At 62.1% G+C, this 16,857-nt stretch carries 17 protein-coding genes; 3 read left to right on the top strand and 14 right to left on the bottom strand.

From position 1 onward, the window contains the following. Positions 1-94: 94 nt before the first annotated feature. From ACMDCM_RS00755 to ACMDCM_RS00720, 8 genes are all read right to left on the bottom strand, one after another. Positions 95-1,111: a WD40 repeat domain-containing protein gene (locus ACMDCM_RS00755; protein WP_412771774.1), complete on the bottom strand. Its 1,017-nt coding sequence runs from the start codon at positions 1,109-1,111 to the stop codon at positions 95-97. Next, the gene (locus ACMDCM_RS00750; RefSeq protein ID WP_412771773.1) at positions 1,111-2,187 is read right to left on the bottom strand and encodes a CobW family GTP-binding protein; all 1,077 of its coding nucleotides are present in this window, start codon (positions 2,185-2,187) and stop codon (positions 1,111-1,113) included. The genes ACMDCM_RS00755 and ACMDCM_RS00750 overlap by 1 nt, the downstream gene beginning before the upstream one ends. A gap of 120 nt (positions 2,188-2,307) precedes the next feature. Next, positions 2,308-3,222 (bottom strand): metal ABC transporter substrate-binding protein, encoded by a 915-nt coding sequence (locus ACMDCM_RS00745; RefSeq protein WP_412774621.1) that lies wholly within the window; start codon positions 3,220-3,222, stop codon positions 2,308-2,310. Positions 3,223-3,233: 11 nt separating this feature from the next. Then, positions 3,234-4,103: a metal ABC transporter permease gene (locus tag ACMDCM_RS00740; protein WP_412771772.1), complete on the bottom strand. Its 870-nt coding sequence runs from the start codon at positions 4,101-4,103 to the stop codon at positions 3,234-3,236. A gap of 7 nt (positions 4,104-4,110) precedes the next feature. Next, positions 4,111-4,863, bottom strand: a complete 753-nt coding sequence (locus tag ACMDCM_RS00735) for a metal ABC transporter ATP-binding protein (RefSeq protein ID WP_412771771.1) — start codon at positions 4,861-4,863, stop codon at positions 4,111-4,113. A 1-nt stretch (position 4,864) separates the two neighbouring features. After that, positions 4,865-5,053, bottom strand: a complete 189-nt coding sequence (locus tag ACMDCM_RS00730; protein ID WP_412771770.1) for a hypothetical protein — start codon at positions 5,051-5,053, stop codon at positions 4,865-4,867. A 160-nt stretch (positions 5,054-5,213) separates the two neighbouring features. Then, entirely contained in the window at positions 5,214-5,588 is a 375-nt protein-coding gene (crcB, locus tag ACMDCM_RS00725; RefSeq protein ID WP_412771769.1) for a fluoride efflux transporter CrcB, read from the bottom strand. A gap of 185 nt (positions 5,589-5,773) precedes the next feature. Continuing rightward, positions 5,774-6,379 carry a superoxide dismutase gene (locus tag ACMDCM_RS00720; RefSeq protein ID WP_412771768.1) on the bottom strand — a complete coding sequence of 202 codons (606 nt, stop codon included), beginning with the start codon at positions 6,377-6,379 and terminating at the stop codon, positions 5,774-5,776. 460 nt (positions 6,380-6,839) lie between these two features. Here ACMDCM_RS00720 and ACMDCM_RS00715 point away from each other — a divergent pair, with 460 nt between their 5' ends. Continuing rightward, positions 6,840-7,277 carry a DUF2147 domain-containing protein gene (locus ACMDCM_RS00715; RefSeq protein ID WP_412771767.1) on the top strand — a complete coding sequence of 146 codons (438 nt, stop codon included), beginning with the start codon at positions 6,840-6,842 and terminating at the stop codon, positions 7,275-7,277. 25 nt (positions 7,278-7,302) lie between these two features. On the opposite strand, the gene ACMDCM_RS00710 is transcribed toward ACMDCM_RS00715, so the two are convergent. Next, positions 7,303-9,789, bottom strand: a complete 2,487-nt coding sequence (locus ACMDCM_RS00710) for a heavy metal translocating P-type ATPase (protein ID WP_412771766.1) — start codon at positions 9,787-9,789, stop codon at positions 7,303-7,305. Positions 9,790-9,846: 57 nt separating this feature from the next. Between ACMDCM_RS00710 and ACMDCM_RS00705 the strand changes: the two genes are divergently transcribed. Then, positions 9,847-10,122, top strand: coding sequence for a metal-sensitive transcriptional regulator (locus ACMDCM_RS00705; protein WP_412771765.1), 276 nt, complete (start codon positions 9,847-9,849; stop codon positions 10,120-10,122). A 268-nt stretch (positions 10,123-10,390) separates the two neighbouring features. Continuing rightward, the gene (locus ACMDCM_RS00700; protein ID WP_412771764.1) at positions 10,391-10,972 is read left to right on the top strand and encodes a hypothetical protein; all 582 of its coding nucleotides are present in this window, start codon (positions 10,391-10,393) and stop codon (positions 10,970-10,972) included. Positions 10,973-11,104: 132 nt separating this feature from the next. Here the strand turns inward: ACMDCM_RS00700 and ACMDCM_RS00695 are convergent, their stop codons facing one another. The 5 genes from ACMDCM_RS00695 to galE all read right to left on the bottom strand — a co-directional run bounded on the left by ACMDCM_RS00695 (position 11,105) and on the right by galE (position 16,783). After that, a complete protein-coding gene (locus ACMDCM_RS00695) occupies positions 11,105-11,902 on the bottom strand; it encodes a universal stress protein (RefSeq protein ID WP_412771763.1) in 798 nt (265 codons plus the stop codon). A 442-nt stretch (positions 11,903-12,344) separates the two neighbouring features. Continuing rightward, on the bottom strand, positions 12,345-13,136 hold the full coding sequence (locus ACMDCM_RS00690; RefSeq protein WP_412771762.1) for a TOBE domain-containing protein: 792 nt from the start codon (positions 13,134-13,136) through the stop codon (positions 12,345-12,347). Between the two features lie 390 nt (positions 13,137-13,526). Continuing rightward, positions 13,527-14,360, bottom strand: coding sequence for an amino acid kinase family protein (locus ACMDCM_RS00685; protein ID WP_412771761.1), 834 nt, complete (start codon positions 14,358-14,360; stop codon positions 13,527-13,529). An 11-nt stretch (positions 14,361-14,371) separates the two neighbouring features. Further along, positions 14,372-15,184, bottom strand: a complete 813-nt coding sequence (locus ACMDCM_RS00680) for an amino acid kinase family protein (protein ID WP_412771760.1) — start codon at positions 15,182-15,184, stop codon at positions 14,372-14,374. 546 nt (positions 15,185-15,730) lie between these two features. Further along, entirely contained in the window at positions 15,731-16,783 is a 1,053-nt protein-coding gene (galE, locus tag ACMDCM_RS00675) for a UDP-glucose 4-epimerase GalE (protein WP_412771759.1), read from the bottom strand. Between the last annotated feature and the right edge of the window lie 74 nt (positions 16,784-16,857).

Here is a 16,857-nt window from a genome sequence, read left to right as displayed (position 1 = left end):
AACGGCTCGGCGCTGGCAAAGTTCCTCACGGAACCAAAGACGCGCGACGCCGGGCCATGACGGTATAATCGAAATGTTTCGTCCCGGTGCGCTACTACAGCTCGGCCAATCCCGCATCGCCATTCTGCAGGGCGAAAGCCAGCATCGAGCCCTTGGCGTTCCATGCCAGCGCGGCCACAGGCGCATCGCCGTCGCGGCGGACCACAACCTTGGCGCCATTGGCGATCTTCACCATCAGGATCGTGCCGTTCTCGTAACCGGCGGCGAGGAAGTCCTGCGCGGGGTGGAATGCGACCGCGGTGACCCGCGCCTGCAACTGCGCCAGCATCAGCGGTTCCTTGTCCATCGGGCCGTCCTTGCTGGCGAACGGCCACACCACCACCCGGTCGGCTCCGGATGTGGCCAGCGCCTTCCCACCCGGGCTCCATGACAGCGATTTGACACGGCTCGGGTAGCCGGTCATCTGCATGTGCTGCGCGTCCGCCAGCCGCCAGCCGTGCAGCGCCGGCTCGTGCATGGCGGTGACGATGAACCTGTTGTCCGGGCTGAACATGACGCCGAGGTGCGAGCCGGCCCATTCCAGCCGCTCCGGCTGCGCCACCATATTCGGAAACCACAGCGTGACGCCGTTGTAGTGGGCGAGCGCAAGCCGCAAGCCCTTCGGCGCGAAGGCGAGTCCGCCGACGCTCGATGGCGCGTCGATCGACTTGTCTTCGCCTTTGGCCCCGCGCACGAACGCGGTCTTGCCGACCGACCACGCGATCGCGCCGTCGGGATGAACCGCAACATTGTCGATCCAGCGGCGTTTCGCGTCGGTCACAAGGACCGAACTCTCGCCCTTCATGTCGAGCGCGACAACCTTGCCGTCATCGCCCCCGGTGATGATCCGTTTGCCGTCCGAAATCGACGACAGGATCGCGCCGCCGTGAACGGTCGCCGCGACCTTCTCGCCGTCGCCGGAAACCAGCGTGATCGTCTCCTCGTCCCCGACGAAGGCGGCGCGGTCGCCGATGAAATACACGGCGGCAACCGGCGTGCCGATGGCGAGGGGACGCACGCGTTCGCCGACCGTGGTGATGGGGTTCTGCTGCGGAGCGCTGGAGACGGTCATCACGCGGCGATGCAGTTCTGGAAGCCTTCGCGGATCAGCGCTTCCGGCAGTTCGCGGCCGATGAAGACGACGCGGCTTTCGCGTTTCTCGCCGGGCTTCCATCCGCGCTGGCGGCTGCCCTCCAGCATCATGTGAACGCCCTGGAAAACATAGCGGTCGTCATCGTCGGCGAAAGCCAGAATACCCTTCGAGCGCAGGATCTTCTGCCCCTCCGCCGCCAGCAGTTCCTGCAGCCACGGCATGAACTTGTCCTGATCGAGCGGCTTGTCCGAACGCAGCGCCATCGATTGCATCTCTTCGTCATGGTAGTGCTTCAGACCGTGCTCGTGCTCGTGATCATGGTCGTGGTCGTGACCATGATCGTGATGGTCATGATGATGATCGTGATCATGGTGATGATCGTGATCGTCCTTGGCGAGGAAATCCGGCTCAAGTTCGAGGATACGGTCGAGATCGAACGCGCCGCGCTCCAGAACATCCGACAGCGCCACCTGGCAGCGTTCGGTGTGATGCAGCTTGGCGTAAGGATTGATGCCGCGTATCCGCCCTTCGACCTCGGCCAGTTCGGACTTGGACACCAGATCGGTCTTGTTGAGCACGATGACGTCGGCGAACGCGATCTGGTTCTTGGCCTCGGGCGCATCCTTGAGCCGCTCGCTCAGCCATTTGGCGTCGGCCACCGTCACGACGGCGTCGAGACGTGCATTGTTCTGCACGTCCTCGTCGACGAAGAAGGTCTGCGCCACCGGGGCCGGATCGGCAAGGCCAGTGGTCTCCACGATGATGGCGTCGAACTTGCCCTTACGCTTCATCAGGCCTTCGAGAATGCGCACGAGGTCGCCGCGCACCGTGCAGCAGACGCAGCCGTTGTTCATTTCGAACACTTCCTCGTCGGCGCCGATGATCAGGTCGTTGTCGATGCCGACCTCCCCGAACTCGTTGACGATCACGGCGTATTTCTTGCCGTGATTTTCGGACAAGATACGGTTCAACAGCGTGGTCTTGCCTGCGCCGAGATAGCCGGTGAGCACGGTCACGGGGATTTTGGTCGAAGCGGAGGCGTTTACATCGGACATCAATTCAACTCGCGGCTGCTCCCCTCCCCTTGCGGGAGAGGTTGGGGTTCAATGGCGCGCACAGATAGCAGCGAACAGCCCTGACTTCCCGGTAGGGACGGCAAGGAAGGCACCACTCGATTATTCCGCCAGCGCGCTCGTCAGTGCCTTTATATTATGCCTGACCATGGCAATGTAAGTGGGGGCGTCGCCCTTTTCGTCGCTCAAGCTGTCGGAATACAAAGTCCCCCCGACCCGCGCCCCGGATTCAGCCGCAATCTGGCGGATCAGCCGTTCGTCGCTGAGATTCTCCAGGAAAATGGCCGGGATCTTCGCATTTCTGATCTGCTTGACCGTCATGGCGATGTCGCGCGCGCTCGGCTCGCTGTCGGTCGAGACGCCCTGCGGGGCGATGAAAGCGACACCGTAGGCCGCCTCGAAATAGCCGAACGCAGTATGGGTCGAGATCACCTTGCGCCGCTCAGGCGGAATCCGCTCCACCGCATCGCGAACCTCGCGCTCCAGCGCGTCCAGTTTTGAAAGGTAGGCAGCGGCGTTGGCCCGATAGACCGCCTCACCCGCGGGATCGGCCACGATCAGGCCGTCGCGAATATTGGCGACGTAGATCCTGGCGTTGGCGACCGATTGCCATGCATGTGGATCCGGCGACCCTTCGCCGTGGTGCGCGCCGTGGCTATCCCCGCCATCGGCCCTGTGCAAACGGACGCCGCCGGAGGCAACCACGATCGCCGCATGGCCGCCGGACGCCTGCACCAGCCGCGGCAACCAGCCTTCAAGGCCGAGACCGTTCACGATCACAACTTTCGCGGCTGCGACCTTCCTAGCGTCTGCCGGCGTCGGGGTAAACATATGCACGTCGCCGTTAGGCCCGACCAGCGTCGTGACATCGGCGCGCGCGCCTGCGACTTCCTTGGCGAAATCACCGAGGATGGAGAAGCTTGCGACCACGGCTATCCGATCCGCGGCGCGGGCCGGCGCAAGCCCGTTCAGCACGAACACGATCAGTCCACAGAAAAGGAAGCGGCGAAACCGCATCACGGCGACCTTCAGGCTTCGAGATGTGGCGCGGGAAACAGTTGCCGCAACATTCCCCCGACGCTGCCGAACAGCACCGACACCACATACAGCGCCGTGGCGACCAGAATGACCGCGGGCCCCGATGGCACCTTGCTGTGGAACGACAGCACCAGTCCCGCGTACCCCGACAGCATCGCGCTGACGACGGCGACCATCATCATGCCGGTGATGTCGCGCACCCAGAACCGCGCAATGGCGGCCGGCAACACCATCAGCCCGACCGCCAGCAGCGTGCCCAGCGCGTGGAAGCCGTTGACCAGATTGACGACGACGAGCGCGAGAAACGCCAGATGCGCCGGCGCGCCCGCGCGGCTCACGGTGCGCAGAAACAGCGGATCGACGCATTCGATCACCAGCGGGCGATAGATCACGGCGAGAACCACAAGCGTCACGGTGGCGTTGATCGCGATCACGATCAGCGTCTGATTGTCCATCGCAAGGATATTGCCGAACAGCACATGCAGCAGATCGATGTTGGTGCCCTTGACCGACACGATGGTGACGCCGAGCGCAAGCGAGGCAAGATAGAAGGTCGCGAGCGAAGCATCCTCTTTCAATTCAGTGACGCGCGACACCACGCCGGCCAGAATCGCCACCGCGAATCCCGCGATCAACCCACCGGCTGTCATCGCAAACAGATTGAGGCCCGACAGCAGGAAGCCGATGGCCGCGCCCGGCAGGATCGCATGCGCCATCGCATCGCCGACGAGACTCATCCGCCGCAGCATCAGGAATACGCCGATCGGCGCGGCGCCGAGCGCGAGCGCGATCGACGCCGCCAGCGCACGGCGCATGAATTCGAAATCGGCGAAAGGAGCGACCAGCCAGTCGTAGGCCATGAATGCCTCAGGCCGCGCGGGGCGGCAGGTGCGCCGCGCAAGCGGCTGCGCCGTCGTCGAAGGCTTCGCACATCTGCCGGGCGCGCGCGAGATTGTCCGATGTCAGCACCTGCGCCGTCGGGCCCCACGCCACCTCGCCGCGCGCGAGCAGCAGCGTCTGCGGAAAATTCGCGCGCACCAGATCCATGTCGTGTAATGCCGCGAGCACCGTACGCTTTTCTTCATGCCGCCGCACCAGAGCGAGCAGGTCGGCCGACGTCTTGGCGTCGATCGCGTTGAAGGGCTCGTCCAGCACGATCACGGCCGCATCCTGCAACAGCACCCGCGCGAACAGCATCCGCTGCATCTGCCCACCCGACAGCGTGCCGATGGGACGGTTTTCGAACCCGTTGAGGCCGACCGCCGCCAACGCCTCCACGATCTTGCTGCGCCCGGACCGGCCCAATGCGCCGAACGCGCCGGTGACGCGCCACAGCCCGGTGCCGGTAAAATCGAACACCGAAATCGGAAAGCTGCGGTCGATCTCGGCGCTCTGCGGCAGATAGGCGATGTCGCGGAGGTCGCGCTGGGCGCGCAAGATCGACCCGGCCAACGGCTTCAGGATGCCGACGATGCCGCGAAACAACGTCGACTTGCCCGCGCCGTTCGGACCGATCACCGCCAGCAGCGCGCCGGACGCGACTTCGCCGCTCAGGTGATGAACGGCCGGATGCCGGTCATAGCCGAGGGTGACGTCGCGGAACTGCAGTTGTACCGCCATCTCACCTCATCGCCAGCAGCACGGCGGTCCAAAGCCCGGCGCTGACCGCAAGCGCGGCGCCGAGCCGCATCATCAACGCCATCCGCAGGATCGACCACGGCACCGCCTGGGCCGGATGCGGCGTGGACGGACCGTGGGTGTGCCCATGGTCGTGGGCATGACCATGGTCGCGATCATGAGAATGGAGCACTTGATACGCTTTCCGATCCCGGAATGGGACAAGGAGTCAGACCGCCAATATCCAGATGTAATCGTTATATTATAACATCACAGGTGTCCAGCGCAGAAGGGCTCCCGGACGTCCATAAGGAGCTCAGGGACGCAAGCCGCGTCCGGTGGGGCCCCCGGCCTCACGCCAGATGGCGAACAAGCGCGAGGCCGGCAAACAGCCCTGCGATCGCCAGCATGACCGAGCCGACCATATAGAGGGCAGCAAGGCCGATCTCGCCACGTTCATACAGCAGCGCGGAATCGAGCGAGAATGTCGAGAAAGTAGTGTAGCCGCCGAGAACCCCCGTCATCACGAACAACCGCCACGGCTGCGCGGCGCTGCCCTTGAACGCAAGATAGCCTGCGATCAAACCCATCACGATCGAACCGGAAATATTGATGAGAAACGTGCCGAACGGAAAATGCGTCCCGAAAACCCGGGCGCACAATAAATTGACTCCGTGCCGAAAAGTCGCGCCGAGACCGCCGCCGACAAAAACCAGAAGATAGTTCATCGTTTGTCCCTGTCGTTGAAAGTCTCGCGCCCGCTAATCGGTCATCATTGTCTTGTGTGTTGTGTCTTGCCGAAAATTCTTCGACGCGGCAAGGCGGCCGCCCCATCAGGCGCTTAAGGGCCGATGAAAAAAGGCGGCACCATCGTGCCGCCTTTTGAATTCTCACAACTACGACGGAGGTGTCCTCAGGTGGCCTTGCCCAAAAGCTCGTCGACATATTCCCAGTTCACCAAATGATCCAGGAACGCCTTCAAGTAATCGGGACGGCGATTGCGGTAGTCGATGTAATAGGAATGCTCCCAGACATCGCAGCCGAGGATCGGGGTCGCGCCGTGAATCAGCGGATTTTCGCCGTTCGGCGTCTTGGTGACTTCGAGCTTGCCGTTCTTCACCTGCAGCCAGGCCCAGCCCGAGCCGAACTGTCCGGCGCCGGCCGCGGCGAAAGCGGCCTTGAATTTCTCCAGACCGCCAAGATCCTCTGCGATCTTCTTCTCCAGGCGGCCGGGCAGCTTGCCGCCGCCGCCGTTCGGCTTCATCCACTGCCAGAAATGCAGGTGATTGTAGTGCTGACCGGCGTTGTTAAAGACGCCCACGGCCGCGCTCTTGCCGTATGAATTCCTCACGATATCCTCGAGCGATTTGCCCTCGAATTCGGTCCCCTTGATCGCGTTATTGCCGTTGGTCACGTAGGCCTGATGGTGTTTATCGTGATGATATTCCAAGGTTTCCTTGGACATATGGGGCGCAAGCGCATCGTAGGAATAAGGCAGGTTCGGAAGCGTGAAGGTCATGGGTTGTTGTCCGAATTGGTGGAAGAATTGATGAGAGCTAGCGGGCGTAACGGGACCACTCCGATGAGGGTTCCATCGCCGTAGATACTACGATAGCCGTTACATACCATAATATAAGGGCGGTCAACGCCGAGTATCCAGTCTTGCAGACTGCGTATTCACGGGATGCGCGGCTGGCTGCCGACATCTGCTCCCGCCCGACACTGCCGTTGCCCCCACGCCACACGGCCGCGGGCGATGTCCGCCGCGCCGGTAGAACCTTTCGAAATCCGATGGATTCGGAAGCGAGGCCCATGATTTTATTTTGATGCGTTTTCTTCACGAACCGGTAGCCGCTTCGCTCGAAAATACGATATCGCCATCGCTGAGACATCCTGTCGCGAACATGGCTTCGCCAACCATAGGGCGTTGCACGCCTCGGTTTTTTTGTTATGCACACCGGATGGCTCTGGAGGTTGTCATGCTCGTGCGATCCGGTTTTGCGGTTGCAATCCTTGCCGCCGCCTTATCCGTCGCCGATGCGCAGACAGCGCCCGACCCCACCGGGGTCTGGTTGACACAAGCCGGTGACGCCAAGGTTCGTGTCAGCCGATGCCGCGGTGGAATTTGCGGCGTGGTGATCTGGCTGCGCAACCCGATCGATCCCGCCACCGGACGGCCGGCCGTCGACGACAAGAACCGCAATCCGGCGCTGGCCCGGCGACCGATGGTCGGGCTGCCGCTGTTCCAGGGCATGTCGCAAAGCGGCCCCAACAAATGGTCGGGCACGATCTACAACGCTGACGACGGCAACAGCTACGCCAGTAACATCTCTGTCGCCGGGCCCGGCACATTGCGCGTGGAAGGCTGCGTCGGCGGGTTATGCGGCGGCGAAGTCTGGACGCGCTCCCACCGCTGAAGAACGGAATCGACTGGCACCGCCTTCAGAGCCCTGTCGCGCGCAGCCGGAGCGCGTTGCCGACGACGCTCACCGACGACAGCGCCATCGCCGCCGCCGCCACGATCGGGGACAGCAGCAGGCCGAAGACCGGATAAAGAACGCCGGCCGCAATCGGGATGCCGGCGGCGTTGTAGACGAAGGCGAAGGTCAGGTTTTGCCGGATGTTGCGCATGGTCGCCTCGGAGAGACGACGGGCGCGAAGGATGCCGCCGAGATCACCCCTGAGCAGCGTCACGCCGGCGCTTTCCATGGCGATATCGGTCCCGGTGCCCATGGCGATGCCGACATCGGCGGAAGCGAGCGCCGGAGCGTCGTTAGTGCCGTCTCCGGCCATCGCCACGACATGTCCCTCCTTCTGAAGCCGGGTGACGACGGCGCTCTTCTGCTCCGGCAGCACATCCGCCTCGACCTCGGCGATGCCAAGCTGCTTTGCGACCGCATCGGCGGTGGTGCGATTGTCGCCGGTCAGCATGACGACCTTGATGCCGTCGTCGGCCAACGCTTTGAGAGCCGCCGGCGTTGACGGCTTCACTGGATCGGCGATCGCGAGCAGACCGGCCAGTTTGCCGTCGACTGCGACGTTGACGACGGTCGCTCCCGCGGCGCGCAGCCGCTCGGCGCGGGGCGTCATTGCGGCAACGGCAACCTGCGCGGATTCGAGAAACGCGGCCGATCCGATCAGTACCGTCCTGCCGTCGACCCTTCCGGTCACGCCCTTTCCGGCCGGCGCATCGAACTCCTGCAAGTCATTCAGCGCCAAATTGCGTTGCTTCGCCGCGGCCATAATGGCGTCCGCGAGAGGATGTTCGCTGGATCGTTCGACGCTCGCGGCGAGCCGCAACAGATCGTCCTTGTGAAAACCTTCCGCGGCCTCGATGGCGACGAGCCTGGGTTTTCCTTCCGTCAATGTACCGGTCTTGTCGACCACCAGCGTGTCGACCTTCTCCATGCGCTCCAGCGCCTCGGCGTTCCTGATCAGGACGCCGGCCTGCGCGCCGCGCCCGACACCGACCATGATCGACATCGGCGTCGCGAGGCCGAGCGCGCAGGGACACGCGATAATCAGCACACTCACCCCGGCGACCAGACCGAAGGCGAGACGCGGTTCGGGTCCGACCAAAGCCCAGACCGCGAACGCCGCCACGGCTGCGGCAATGACGGCCGGCACGAACCAGCCGGCCACCTGATCGGCCAGGCGCTGGATCGGTGCACGCGACCGCTGCGCCTGCGCGACCATCTGCACGATCCGGGACAGGAGCGTGTCATGTCCGATCTTCTCGGCCCGCATCACGAAACTTCCCGAGCGGTTGATGGTGCCGGCGATCACTTCGCCGCCGGCTTCCTTGCTGACCGGCATCGATTCTCCGGTCACCATGGACTCATCGAGCGAGGAACGGCGGCCGTCCGCGATGACGCCATCCACCGGCACCTTCTCGCCGGGACGCACGCGGAGGCGGTCGCCGACGACAATGTCGTCAAGCGCCACGTCGTGGTCCGCACCCGACTCGTCGACGCGGCGCGCGGTCTTCGGCGCGAGATCGAGCAGCGCCTTGATCGCACCCGATGTCGCCTCGCGCGCGCGCAGTTCGAGCACCTGGCCGAGCAGCACCAGGATCGTGATGACAGCCGCCGCCTCGAAATAGACGGCGACCGCGCCGTCGTGCCCGCGAAAGGCCGGCGGAAACAGTCCCGGCCCAAAGGTGGCGGCAATGCTGTAGAGATAGGCCACGCCGGTACCCATCGCGATCAGCGTGAACATGTTGAGGTTGCGCGTCAGCAGCGACTGCCAGCCGCGCACGAAGAACGGCCAGCCGGCCCAGACCACCACCGGCGTCGCAAAGGCGAACTGAATCCAGTTCGACAACGTCGGTTCGACCCAGCCATGCGCTCCCGCAATGTGTCCCCCCATGTCCAGCACGATCACAGGCAGCGCGAGGATCAATCCGATCCAGAAACGCCGCGACATGTCCGCAAGTTCGGGATTGGGCGCATCATCCAGCGACACCAGTTCGGGCTCCAGCGCCATGCCGCAGATCGGACAGGCGCCGGGGCCGACCTGGCGGACGTCCGGATGCATCGGACAGGTGTAGATGGTGCCTTTCGGCAGGTTCGCGGGAGGCGGCGGCGCCTTGGACTTGTCGAGATACGACTGCGGCGACGCGGCGAATTTGGTCCGGCAGCCGGCGGAACAGAAATGATAGGTCGCGCCGTGATGATCGAAGCGATGCTTGCTGGTCTGCGGGTCGACGCTCATGCCGCAGACGGGATCGAGGACTTTTCCTTGATCCGCGTCAACGGTGTGACGCTGGTGTTGCTCGTCATGATGTACGTGCGCACCATGGCTGTGGGCTGCCGTGGCGTCGCCGCCGCAGCAACTCGATCCGGACGATGCACCGGCGGACGGTGCAGCCGGCGTCTCATCCGCACAGCCGCAGCCTTTCTTCGACGCCGCCTGTTCCGCTGTGTTCATCCGGACTCTCCCCGTTCGGCTCTTGCATCAAATACCCTATAGGGGTATATACTGCGTATGCGCGATAACCTCAAGGCATCCTGCCGCAAACGATTGAGCCGGATCGAAGGCCAGGTGCGAGGCCTGTCGCGAATGGTCGATGACGACCGCTATTGCATCGACATCGTGACGCAGATTTCGGCGGTACGCGCCGCGCTCCGGCGCGTCGAGGAAGAAGTGCTCAAGGATCATGTGGCGCATTGCGTCGAGCATGCGATCACGAGCGGCAACAAGGCCGATCAGCGCCGCAAGATCGCCGAACTGATGGCCGTCATCGAGCGGTCGGACCGATAGCTTCGTCCCGCGGTCTGAATCGTCCCCGGACATTCGCGCGTCGGTCCGGCGAATGAGTTTTCAATTTCGTCGTCGACAAATGATATGACGCCTCAAACAAATTTCTGAGAGCCTCAGCCCAACCGTCAGGGACCGGAACTCGCGGAGAATGCCGACGTTAACAGGGGCGGACGACCGACCGGACACGCGACACCGGCACTAAAGGCGCGGATATTGTCCGGCCTCAATTGACCGTAACGGGCGATGACCTTCGATACGGAGTGGACACATGCGTGCAGAAGCGAGCAGTCATCAGGTGCCGCCGGCCGGTCTACGAATGATGTCCGTTGGGTTGCGGCAGACGAGCATTTGGATGAAAGAACTGCCCTATAGTCTCGTTCTGCTGCTGACCATCCTCGGCGTCGCCTATACGAGCTTCTTGAAACAACCGATCGTCCTCTATTGGGAGGTTCTGGCGGTACTGATTGGAATTGTCTGTGTCGGCACCGGATGGCAGAGCGCGGACGACAAAGACGCGCGATGGCGGTTGGTCTGGACGCAAGTTCTGCATTGGTGCGCATTTCTGTTCGTGATGAACATGATGCTGCTACCAAGCGTGCAGAGGATCCTCAATGCCAACGTGACCGGCCTTGCCATTTTCACCGTGCTTGCACTTGGTACGTTTACCGCCGGCATCCATGTCGCTTCTTGGCAGGTCTGCCTTCTCGGATTCGTCATGGCCCTGAGCATTCCGGCGATTGCGTGGATTGAAAGTTCCGCATTGATTGTGGTTCTGGTTGTATCCGTGTCGCTTGGGGTCGGCGCCGTGCTTTGGTGGCACTGGCATAGAACGAAACCCGCCCCAGATTGATCCGAGGGGCTTTTCTGGACCGATGCCGGCTAGAGCGTTTTCAAGCGAAGTGGCTACCGGTTCGCGTCAAGAAAACGCGTCAAAACAAAAACACGGAGCCCCGCTTCTGATTCCATCAGAAGCCGAAAGGTTCTAGTGCGACATGAAAACAGGGATCGTCATCGCCGACAGTATTCCGCGCGTCGCTCCACCAAACACGAATTCGCGGAGGCGGGAATGTCCATAGCCGCCCATCACAAGCAGGCTCGTCGAGCCGTCAGCAGCGTGCGACAGAATGGCGTTCGCCACATCGGAATCGGCAGCAAGCGTCGTTTTCACCTCGACCTTGATATCGTGTCGGGCGAGATGCCGGCTGATTTCGATCCCGCGCGGCACGTGCTCATTCGCGGTCTTTTCATTTTCAACAATAAATATCTCGACGGCATTGGCTTTCTTCAGCAGCGGCAGTGCATCATGGATGGCACGCGCCGCGGTGCGACTTCCATCCCAACAACACACAACCCGTTCGAGTTTCAACCGATCCTTCTGGGTGCTGGGAACGATAATGAGCGGCCGACCGGAGTCAAATAGCGCGGCTTCGATCAGAAGGCTATTATCGACGCCATTACGATCGTCCGATTGCATGATGACGCTTAGATCGAAACACCGCGCCATCTCCGAAAACGTTCTGGGCGTCCCAAGGACAAGCCGCGATTCAGCCGAAAGATCGTCGCGCTTCATGGCTAACTCGAAGCGATCAACCGCGCCCCGCGCCTCTGCTTCGCTTTCGTCAAATAGACCGCCAAGAGCATCTGCGGGAATGTTTGCCGCGAAGGCGAATGCAACTCCCGTCAAATGCGCGGCGAAAGTTTCAGCTATCGAAGCAGCAAAGTCACGAACGATATCCCGAGAGGAGTCGTGTTCCAGATGAAGAATAATATCTTTAAGCATACAATTCGCTCCCAGCCTGGGCACTACAGTATGAGATATGGTATCGACACATCAAAGCAAGCGACAACTTCGGGCTTTGCCGTGTTTCATTCGGCGAGCATCGAGCGGCACGGCACCGGATAAAGCGGGCTTCGCAACGCCCAGCATGAAGGCACCGAATGAGTTTTCGATGTTTTGATTGCTCCCCGTCCCGACAAGAACCATTCTACAACGGAGCCCTGCTTAAAACGGGTCGGAGCGCCTGCTGGAAAACACCGCGGAGGCGTCGGGATCTGTTGTGTTGATCTTGCAGAAGCGCAACGGCTTTACTGCCGACCGCATCGATAGCGCCCGGCTGTCGCAAGATGCGCGAAAGTCTCTCGGACCGGGAAACGGTGCTGGCCTCGATGAGCAGCGCCGTTCCGTGACGGCGCAAAAATAATTTTTCTAGAAAGGCTTCGTGTCAGTTGATGGCGATGATGACGTGCGCGGCATCGAAAAGAGCGAATGCCGGCTTTCCTGGAGAGAGGCGAAGCGATTTTGCGCTCTGCGCCGTGATACTCGATGCCAGCGTCTTGCCGGCGCCGATATCGAGAACGACCTCGGCGCTTACGGCGGAGGTCTCGCATCGGCTTACGATTCCGCTGATGCAATTGCGTGCGGACGTCTTCGGCGCCGCCTTGCCTGTGGCGATGGCTACAAACGGCGCCTTGACCAGTAGCGTCACCGATCGGCCCGGGCAGAGTCCCAGATCTTCCATGCTGGCGTGCGTGACAAGCGAATAGATCGTCGTTTCCGGCGAAACCGAAATTTCGACCTCGGCGCTCAGCGTATCGGACACGATATTAGTTATGCTGCCACGGATCGCGTTGCGTGCGCTGGTCTTCATCAGAAATCCCGAAACAAGATCCAGTGGAGAAACGCCGGCTTCGGCGAGTTCGGGCTCGATCGTCCGCAAGACGCGAGCCATCTCAGCTTCCATTCTTCTGAAAGCCTCGATGACGGAATGACCGGTCGGCGTCAGCGTCGCGCCACCGCCCGCGCGGCCGCCGGCGCGCCCGACAAGCAACGGCCTGCCGAAAAGATTGGCCATCGCATCGAGGCCGTCCCACGCCGCCTTGTAGGTAATGCCGATCGCCCGCGCGCCGGCCGAAATGCTGCCTTCGCGCGCGACCGCCTCGAGCAGCTTCAGCCGCTCCCGACCCACGGCCGGAAGGTTCTCGCTCTTCAAGGTGACAAGCGCTTCGATCGCCATCCACGCTCGCTCGCGTTATATAGCCGTGATAGATAGCGCACGTTGCCGCGCAACGAAAGGTCGATTTGCAGCAGGGATTCGTTGTTCGATCAGGCTTCGGAAAAGTCATGGACGCCGGCTGGCCTGCGCGGCGTTCAACGGCAAGCAAGGTGCCACCGGCATCCGAAGGGAACTCCGGCCGTCAATGCTTGCGGCAAAATCGGCGAACCCGGAGCTTTTCCCGGTTTCACGTAAACTGTGAAAGACTCCAGGTTCTTGATTTGACGCGTTTTCTTCACGCGAACCGGATTCCACTTCGCTTGAAAACGCTACAATTTATCCAAACAGGAAACGGGCCGGAACGATTGTTCCGACCCGTTCTGCGGCATCAGATCGCTACGCGGAACGAACTCAGACCTGGTGCGCGCCTGTGTGAATGATGGTGCCGACGTGCTCGCCGCGCAATGCGGCGGTGAGCCGGCCCGGCACGAGCCCATTCACGACCTGCACGTGCTCGATGTGGCGCGCGGTTGCGATGACCTCGACGAACGCCTTGTCGACCGGCAGCGTGCCCTTGAACTTTGCAAGGTCAGCGGCGCTCGTTTCGCGAAGCAATTGCGCCTTCTTTCCGTCGGAGCCGTTAGGGTCGGCGGTATACACACCATCGACGTCCTCGACGATCGTGAGACCGGCCGCTCCGAGCGCGTCAGCGAGCAGGAACGCGCCGGTGTCCGCCCGGTGGGGCGGAATCCGGGAGCCCGGGAATTCATGGTGGTGATAGGGAGGAAAAGCGCTTCCCACGACCGCGCGGGCCGCGGAAAGGTGGATCGCCAACTGGTTGGCGATGGTTGGGTGCTCGACATAGGAGACGCTTTCGGGGGCGAGCAGCGAGGCCAGAATGTGGCCGTTCTGTCCGGCCTCGGTCGCGGCGAGCGGGGCGAGCGACCCGACCGGCAGGCCGAGATCGAGGCCAACGCCGTAGACATGGCGGGCGCGGATGCCGGCGCCCGTCAGGATCAGCAGACGGTGCTCGGGCAATAGTTTCCGGATTTCGTCCACGATCGGGAGAATCGCGTCCCGGCCGCGGTCCATGATGGAGCGGCCGCCGATCTTCACCACCTGCAGCCAGGGCAGGAGCCTAATCGGCCGCTTGCCGGCGACGGGATCGGTGAGTTCGCTGTCGAGCAGGGTCTGGCGCGCGAGCGGCGAGGCGACGTGTTTGATGGTGTTGGTTGTGTTGGCCATGACGATCCCTCTTAGCTCGCGGTGATGATAGTGCCGACGTGCTCGCCGGCGAGCGCACGGGTCAGATTGCCGGGAACGAGGCCGTTCACGACCTGCACCTGCCGGACATGGCGCGCGGATTCGAGCAGGTCGAGCATCCGGAATTCGAGGATCGAGTCGTGAAGTCCCTTGGCCTTCATTTCGGCCACGGAGATCTTCGGGATCAGGGTGGCGTCCTTCGAGGTCTTCGGGTTGGCCGTGTAGAGGCCGTCCTCGTCCTTCACGAAGATCATCGCCTTGCAGCCGAACTGTTCGGCGACAAGGAAGCATCCGGCGTCGGTCCGGTAGGGAGGGATGACGCCCTCGGCGGCAGGCCGCATCCAGAGGCCGTAAGGCGGCATGCCGCTGAAGACGACGCCGTTCACCTCGGCGAGGTAGAGCGGCACAGCCGAAAGCCCGGCGCCGTCGACCGCCGATATTCCGTACTTCGCGAGAAGCTGCCCCAGCATGACGGCGTTCTGATTGGCGACCGCAGCTCCGAGCTGCGACAGCACGCCCGCCGGCAAGCCGAGCCCGGCCGCGACCGAGTAAAGATGGCGAGCGCGGGTTCCCGCGCCGGTCCCGATCAGCAGTTTGTGGTTCTTGCGGGCGGCGACGATCTCGTCCACGAGCGGATAGACCGCCGCGCGGCCGCGGTCGATGACGCTCTGTCCGCCGATCTTGAGGACCGTGGCGTCAGGCAGGATCGAGAAGTCCGCCGCGGCCTCCGCCGCAGCCAGAAGCTGCGCGTCGGTCAGCGAACGCTGCGTAAGGAGCGCCTCTAGCTCCGCGGTGGTGTTGGCCATTGGGGACTTTCCTTTCGTTATCGAGTTCGTTCGTCAGTCCATCGGCTTTACGGACGCCGTGCGGTCCCGGCCGTTATTGAGGACCCGAGAGGGAATTCCAAGCCGACATATTGACCCGACGGATCAGTCTCCCGTCTCTGGTAATATTGGGGCGTCCCCACATGCATGTCAATCGCCAGAATAGATAAACTCCTTTATTTTCAAAGCGTTATGTACGACAACGTGATAGCGGCATCGACCTTGGAATGTGTTTCGGCCGTCATGCATGCGGTCTGTTTCAAGGGGGATGGGCCGCCATCAGCCAATTTGCGACTGACCGCTGAAGACGACTCCGGTCGCCGGCGTTGCGAGAGTTCTCGTCACAGCGTGGCGACCCCACGCGCGATCTTGCTGATTATCATTGCTCGTAAATAAAGCGGCCAACAAGGACGACCGGGAAAAGACGGGGCCCTCGCCCACACGAGGAGTCGGACATACCGCGGTGCGACATGACCGGTCTTGTCGGCACATCATGGGCGCAAGAGCAACGGATCCGGAAGACGAAGATCAGGGAGTTGCAGGAGCGTGGCCGACGTGGTTCTCGACGTTGGCTGCATTTGATGATCGTCCGCGCCCGGTCGTCGCGACGAATGCCAGCCCCTTCTCCCAGTTGCAGGCATGCTCGATCATCTTCGGCAGATCATTCAATTCCGGTTTCCATCCCAGGCTCACGAGTTGATCGCTGTTTGCGACGACGGAGGCAGGATCTCCCGCCCGACGCGGCGCGCGGCGCGCTTCAAAATCAGCTCCGGTGACCGTCCTCACCGCTTCGATAACCTCTTTGACTGAATAGCCTTGTCCGTAGCCGCAATTGAGCGTCCGCGACTCGCCGCCGTTCCGCAGATGGTCGAGGGCCACGAGATGCGCACGCGCCAGATCGGAAACATGCACATAGTCTCGTATGCACGTACCGTCCGGGGTCGGGTAGTCGCTGCCATAGATGCTCATATAGGGACGCCGGCGAAGCGCCGTCTCAATCGCGACTTTGATGAGATGCGTCGCTCCGGGCGTCGACTGGCCAAGACGCCCGGCCGGATCGGCGCCCGCGACGTTGAAATAGCGCAAGATCACGTGCCGCAGCCTGGATGCCGCGCTTGTATCGCGCAGCATGTGCTCCGACATCAGCTTCGACATTCCATAAGGCGAAAGCGGCGCCGGGAGTGCTGTCTCGCTCACGGGGGTGGAAATCGGGTTGCCATAAATGGCCGCAGATGAAGAGAAAACGAAATACTTCACGTTTTCTTCCACTGCAGTTTGCAGCAAGGTATGGGTCTTGACGGTGTTGTTCAGATAATACTTGAGCGGATCGGCGACCGATTCCGGAACGATGATCTTGGCGGCGAAATGCACGATCGCGTCAATCTTATAATGTCGTATAAGACGCGATACCAACTCGGCATCTCCGACGTCGCCGACAACGAAAGGAACGTTCGACGGCACAGCCTCGCGGCGGCCGGTCGAGAGATCGTCCAGCACAACCGGAATTTCTCCCCGATCGAGGAAAGCCAGAACCGTATGTCCGCCGATGAACCCGGCGCCGCCAGTGATCAATGTCGTCACTTGGCATCTCCTGTCGAAGAACTTGGCATCTCCCGTCGCAAGGATCGCGCCACAGGTTTCGAGGCATGACTTGC

This window comes from Nitrobacter sp. (assembly GCF_047149785.1).
In the GTDB taxonomy this organism is placed as follows: domain Bacteria; phylum Pseudomonadota; class Alphaproteobacteria; order Rhizobiales; family Xanthobacteraceae; genus Nitrobacter.
Note: the sequence above shows the minus strand (reverse complement) of the source record. Positions and strands in the feature narration are given on the sequence as shown.